This is a genomic window from Candidatus Accumulibacter vicinus, assembly GCF_000584955.1.
GTDB classification, from domain to species: Bacteria; Pseudomonadota; Gammaproteobacteria; order Burkholderiales; family Rhodocyclaceae; genus Accumulibacter; species Accumulibacter vicinus.
Map to the genome: position 1 here is coordinate 44,551 of NZ_JDSS02000031.1, position 5,453 is coordinate 50,003.

Below are 5,453 nucleotides of genomic sequence, written 5' to 3' on the forward strand. Positions count from 1 at the left end.
CGCCGGCGACCGACGTTTCCTCGCCGGGTTGAGCGCCTGCCAGGCCCGCTGCCGGGGAGGCCTGACGAGCGGTCGCCTGTCGGGAAGTCCCCTCCCCGCTATGTGCGCGAACGAACAGAAACCGGCTTCGCTGCTGGCTATAGTGAGAATGGACTGGAGCAGGGGCCAGGCGGGAGACGAACTCCCGCCCTCCCCCGAACCAGGCCTTCCACTTTCAGACAACAGGGAACCATGATCATGCTGACAAGAGAAGAATACACCGCGAAAATCAAACTGCAACTCGACGAGTTCAACACCAAGATCGATGAATTGCAGGCGCGGACCCAGGAAACCAAGGCCGAGGCGCTGGTGAAATACGAGGCCGAGATGGCCAAACTGCGCCAGCAATCCGAATTGGCAGTCGCCAAACTTGAGGAACTCAAGGCAGCAGGCGAAGATTCATGGGAGAAAATGGTCGCGGAAATGGAAAAGATACGCGACGCATTCATCCATTCATTCAGTTACTTCAAGTCGCAAATCAAGTAGATTCTGAGGCGAGCGAGGTCTGCTCGTTTTGACACCAAACAGGGGTGATCTGTACGCTCCCATCGGAAAACGGGACGGCGGCCGGATTGCCTTCCACCGCGTGCGCCGGCAGATCTGGTCGAGGGCGACCGCGTCGGGTGGCGCTCATTGCCCGCGTACGCTGACCTCGACCCGATGCTCACGATGATCGTCGAACAAGGCAATGGTCTGATCGTCGTGCTCGACCCCATCAACCGTCATACCGGTCACGCCACTCTTCAGGCTGGCGTCGGCGCGTGTTTGCGTCACCGTGATGTGATAGGTCGTCTCGCGATAGCGATAGCGAATGCTGAATCCTGGCCACTCCCTGGGCAGGCAGGGAGCGAGATGCATTTGCTCGCCGTCGCGCCGCAGCCCAAGCAGCGATTCGACGACCAGCCGGTACATCCAGCCCGCCGAGCCGGTGTACCAACTCCACCCGCCGCGACCGATGTGCGGGCTGAGTGCATAAACGTCGGCGGCGACGACGTAGGGCTCGACCTTGTAGGCCGCAGCCCCCGCCGCTGAGCGGGAGTGACTCAGCGGGTTGATCATGCTCAGCAATTCCCAGGCGCGCTCGCCCTCACCGAGTTCGGCAAAGGCCATCGCCGCCCAGACTGCCCCGTGGGTGTACTGCCCGCCGTTCTCCCGCACTCCCGGCACGTAGCCCCGGATGTAGCCGGGATCGAGGTTCGACTGGTCAAAGGGCGGATCGAGCAACTGGACGAGCGCGTACTCGCGGCGCACCAACCGCTCGTCGACGGCCTGCATCGCCTGGCGCGAGCGTGCGAGCTGGCCCAGCCCTTCGGCCGCCCCGGACAGCACTGACCAGCTCTGCGAGATCGAGTCGATCTGGCACTCCACATTGCCCGCCGAACCGAGCGCCGTGCCATCGTCAAACCAGGCGCGACGGTACCAGCCGCCATCCCAGGCATGCTGCTCGATGTTCCCACGCAGACGATGCCCCTCTACCTGGCAGCGTTCGGCGAAGACAGTGTCGCCATACGCGTCGGCGAGCCTGGCGAACTGCCTGAGGACTTCGCACAGGAAAAAGCCCAGCCAGACGCTCTCGCCCCGGCCCTGCATCCCGACCAGATTCATGCCGTCGTTCCAGTCGCCGGAACCCATCAACGGCAGGCCATGCTCGCCAAAGCGCAGACCGTGCCGGATCGCGCACACGCCGTGCTCGTAAAGACTGGCGGCCGCGGCCGAGCGGCTCGGAAGATCATAGTAGGAATCATCCTCTGGATTCACCGGGCGACCTTCCAGGAAAGGCACGGGCTCGTCGAGCACACCGGTATCGCCGCTGGCACCGACGTAGCGGCAGATGGCCAGCGGCAGCCAGAGATAGTCGTCCGAACAGTGCGTACGCACCCCTCGGCCCGACGGTGGATGCCACCAGTGCTGGACGTCGCCTTCCAGGAACTGCCGGCTGGCGCACAGCAGCAGATGCTCCCGCACCAGCCCAGGCTCGGCGTGGATCAGCGCCATCACGTCCTGCAACTGGTCGCGGAACCCGAAGGCGCCGCCCGACTGGTAGTAGCCGCTACGCGCCCAGAGACGGCAGGCCAGCGTCTGGTAGACCAGCCAGCCATTGACCAGCACATCGATCGCCGGGTCGGGGGTGCTCACCTGCACGGCACCGAGCGTGTGCTGCCAGTACTGCCGGACGGCTGCGAGCGCGCCGTGTGCCGCCAGGCCGCCGCGAAAGCGCCGCATCAGCTTGTTGGCTTCGTAGGCGTTGCGGCCGACACCGAGGCGGAAGACGACCTCCCGCTCCTGCCCGTCGGCGAGGTCGAAACCGACCTGGATCGCGCCGCAGGGATCCAGGCCAGCCCCCACCTTGCCGGAAAGACCCCAGCGATGCAGGGCAGCCGGATCGCGTAGCGAGCCGTTGCGCCCGATGAATTCCGCGCGGTCGCCGCTGAGCTTGCGCAGCGGGTCATCGACGTCGAAAAAGGCCACCCGATCGGCGAACTCGGGACTGTACGGGTTGCGCGCGTAGAGCGTGCCGCTTCTCGGGTCGATTTCGGTATTGACATGCATTGCCGATTTGGCGCGCAGATCGCCCAGCACCCACTCCACATAGCCAGTCGCCGAGAGTCGGCGCGGCCGGCCCGATTCATTGCGCACTTTCAACACCGAGAACTTGACCGCCGCGTCGATGGCCACGTACACCCACAGTTCCGAGCAGATGCCGTCCGAGCGGGTCGAGAACACGCTGTAGCCGAACCCGTGCCGGATCACACAGGGCGCCGTCGCGCGCACGGGCAGCGGTGTCGGCGACCAGAACTGGCCGGTCCTTTCATCGCGCAGGTAGAGCGCTTCGCCGCCCGCATCGGTCACCGGGTCATTGTGCCACGGGGTCAGACGGAATTCGTGCGCGTTCTCGCCCCAGGTATAGGCGACGCCGCTTTCCGAAATGACGCTGCCGAAATGCGGATTCGCCAGGACGTTGACCCACGGCGCCGGCGTCACCTGCTCCGGTGCAAGAATGGTGACGTACTCGCGACCATCCAGGGCGAATCCTCCCAGGCCATTGCCCAGGATCAGTTCCGGACTCGGCGCCGCGGCGGCGGGAAACTCGGGGCGATGCGTTCGTCTGGTCCGCAACAGCGGCGGTCGTGGTTCCATTGGGCCACGGTGGTCGAGCTGTTCCGCCAGGGTTCCCCGGCTGTCGATAATCACCGCCCGGGCGACCGACTGGAACAGGATGCGGTCCTCGCTGGATATTTGTTCCGCCTGGCGCACGAAGATTCCCCCCGGCCGATCGATCAGGCTCGCCCCAACGCCCGAGGCAATCAATCCCATGATCTGCTCCTGCAGTTGCTGCCGATAGCCGGCGTGATCCTCATTCCAGATCACCAGGTCTACCGCCAGCCCTTTCCGACGCCAGTAGGCATGCGCCTGAACCAGCTGGCGGACGAGATCGATATTGGCACCGTCGGCAATCTGCAGCAGCACGATCGGCAGATCGCCGGAGATGGCGTAACCCCACAGCCCGGACTGCCCCCGACGATTCTTGCTCAGTACGTCGGCGCTGGCGCGTAGCGAGGCATTGGCGTAGATCACCGGACTGGCCAGCCGCACGTATAGTTGCGACTCGGCTTCGGTGGCGTTGAGTTGCTGCAGGACCACTTGGCTGTGCGTCCAGACCAGATCGAAGACACGGTCGGCGAGATGCCGGTCCTGGTATTTTTCAACCAGGCTGACCGCGAGGTCGCGCGTGTCGGCGACGCCCGACACGATATCGATGGTTACCGTCTGCTCCGGATCCAGAGCCACCAGATGGCGAATGGCGACGATCGGGTCGAGCACCGACCCCTCGCTGCCCGCAAGCGGCGTGGTCTCGCGCATGGCCAGCGGCGCAGCGGTGCTGCGCGTGCGACCGAGAAAACGCAGGCGATCGGTTTCGTAGCTCGCCTGGCCGGGCTCGACACCGTGCACCGCAACCAGGTGCAGCATCCACGGGGACTGTTCACTGCGCGAGCGCGGCCGACGCGTGCACAGGATCGCGCATCGCTCGCGCAGGATCTCGGTGCGCACGAAGAGATTGCTGAAGGCCGGATGCAGCGCGTCCGCCGCCGGCGATGCGAGCACCACTTCAGCGTAACTGGTGACTTCGATTTCCCGGCGTTGCCGCGATCGATTGCTCACCCGGACCCGACGCACTTCAATGTCATCCTCCGGAGAGACGACGATCTCGGTATAGGTCTCGATCGCCCCGGAGCCGCTGCGCACGGCATCGCGGCGGCGAAACTCGGCCCGCCCTTCGGAGAAGATCGCTTCGTACGTCTCGGGTCGTTTGAGCGTCGGTTGATAGGCGGTCGACCAGAACTCGCCGCTTTCCTCGCCCGCCAGTTCGCGAATGTAACAAAAGCTCCCCCAGTGGTCGCAGGTCCCGTCTTCGCGCCAGCGCGTCACGGCGAGTTCTTTCCAGCGGCTGTAGCCACCGCCGGCGTTGCTGACCATCACGTGGTAGCGGCCGTTCGACAGCAACTGCACTTCGGGTGTCGGCGTATCCGGGCTGCTGAAGACGCGAATTGGCACCGCCTCGGCAATCGACAGCGCGCGCGTATCGGAGAGGTTGGCGGTGTGCGCAAACAGTTCCGTCGCCTTCGGAATCCGCTCCTGGAGCAGCAGCATGACTGCCTGGAACAGCCGATCCGACTCGAACCGCCGCTGCATCGGACGATCCAGGAGCAGGTAGGCCAGCGCCAGCAGGCTCATGCCCTGGTGATGGGCCATGTAGGAGCGCACCAGCGCGCGCGCTTGCCCACGTCGCTGGCGGGCCGGCGTGTAATCGATGGCTTCGAAGAAACCGAAATGGCCGATGAAGCCCTCGGCCGCGAGTCGCTGCAGATTGTCGCAGGCCTGCTCGGGAGCCACCATCAGCGCCAGCGCCGAGGCATAGGGGGCGATGACCAGATCCTGCGCCAGCCCGCGCTTGAGCCCCAGTCCGGGCACCCCGAAGGCGCGATACTGGTAGTTCAGATGCACGTCGACCGTGTTGTAGCCCGACTCCGAGATCCCCCAGGGCACGCCGCGATGGCCACCGTACTCGATCTGCCTTGCCACCGCCGCCTTGCAGGTCTGGTCGAGCAACGTGTTGTCGTAGGTCGGCATGACCAGCAGCGGCATCAGGTACTCGAACATCGAACCGCTCCAGGACAGCAGCACCGGTTCGCCGCTGGTACTGGTCAGCAGGCGCCCCAGGGCGAACCAGCTCTCCTGCGGCACCTGCCCCTGCGCAATGGCCACGAAACACGACAGGCGCGCCTCCGAAGCCAGCAGGTCGTAGCAACTCGCGTCCGCTCGCTGCTCGGTGACGTTGTAGCCGATGCTCAGCAGATGCCGTGTGCTGTCGAACAGAAAGTCATACTCCAGGCAGGCAAAATCTCCGGATTCGC

Annotated in this window: 2 protein-coding genes; one reads left to right on the forward strand and one right to left on the reverse strand. The window is 64.9% G+C overall.

Annotated features, from left to right (window positions below):
* Nucleotides 1-237: 237 nt before the first annotated feature.
* On the forward strand, nt 238-525 hold the full coding sequence (locus tag CAPSK01_RS23130; RefSeq protein WP_273703743.1) for a hypothetical protein: 288 nt from the start codon (nt 238-240) through the stop codon (nt 523-525).
* A 144-nt stretch (nt 526-669) separates the two neighbouring features.
* Here CAPSK01_RS23130 and CAPSK01_RS14485 read toward each other — a convergent pair.
* Nucleotides 670-5,453: glucoamylase family protein (locus tag CAPSK01_RS14485; protein ID WP_034928101.1), on the reverse strand; the 4,784-nt coding region annotated here is incomplete at its 5' end.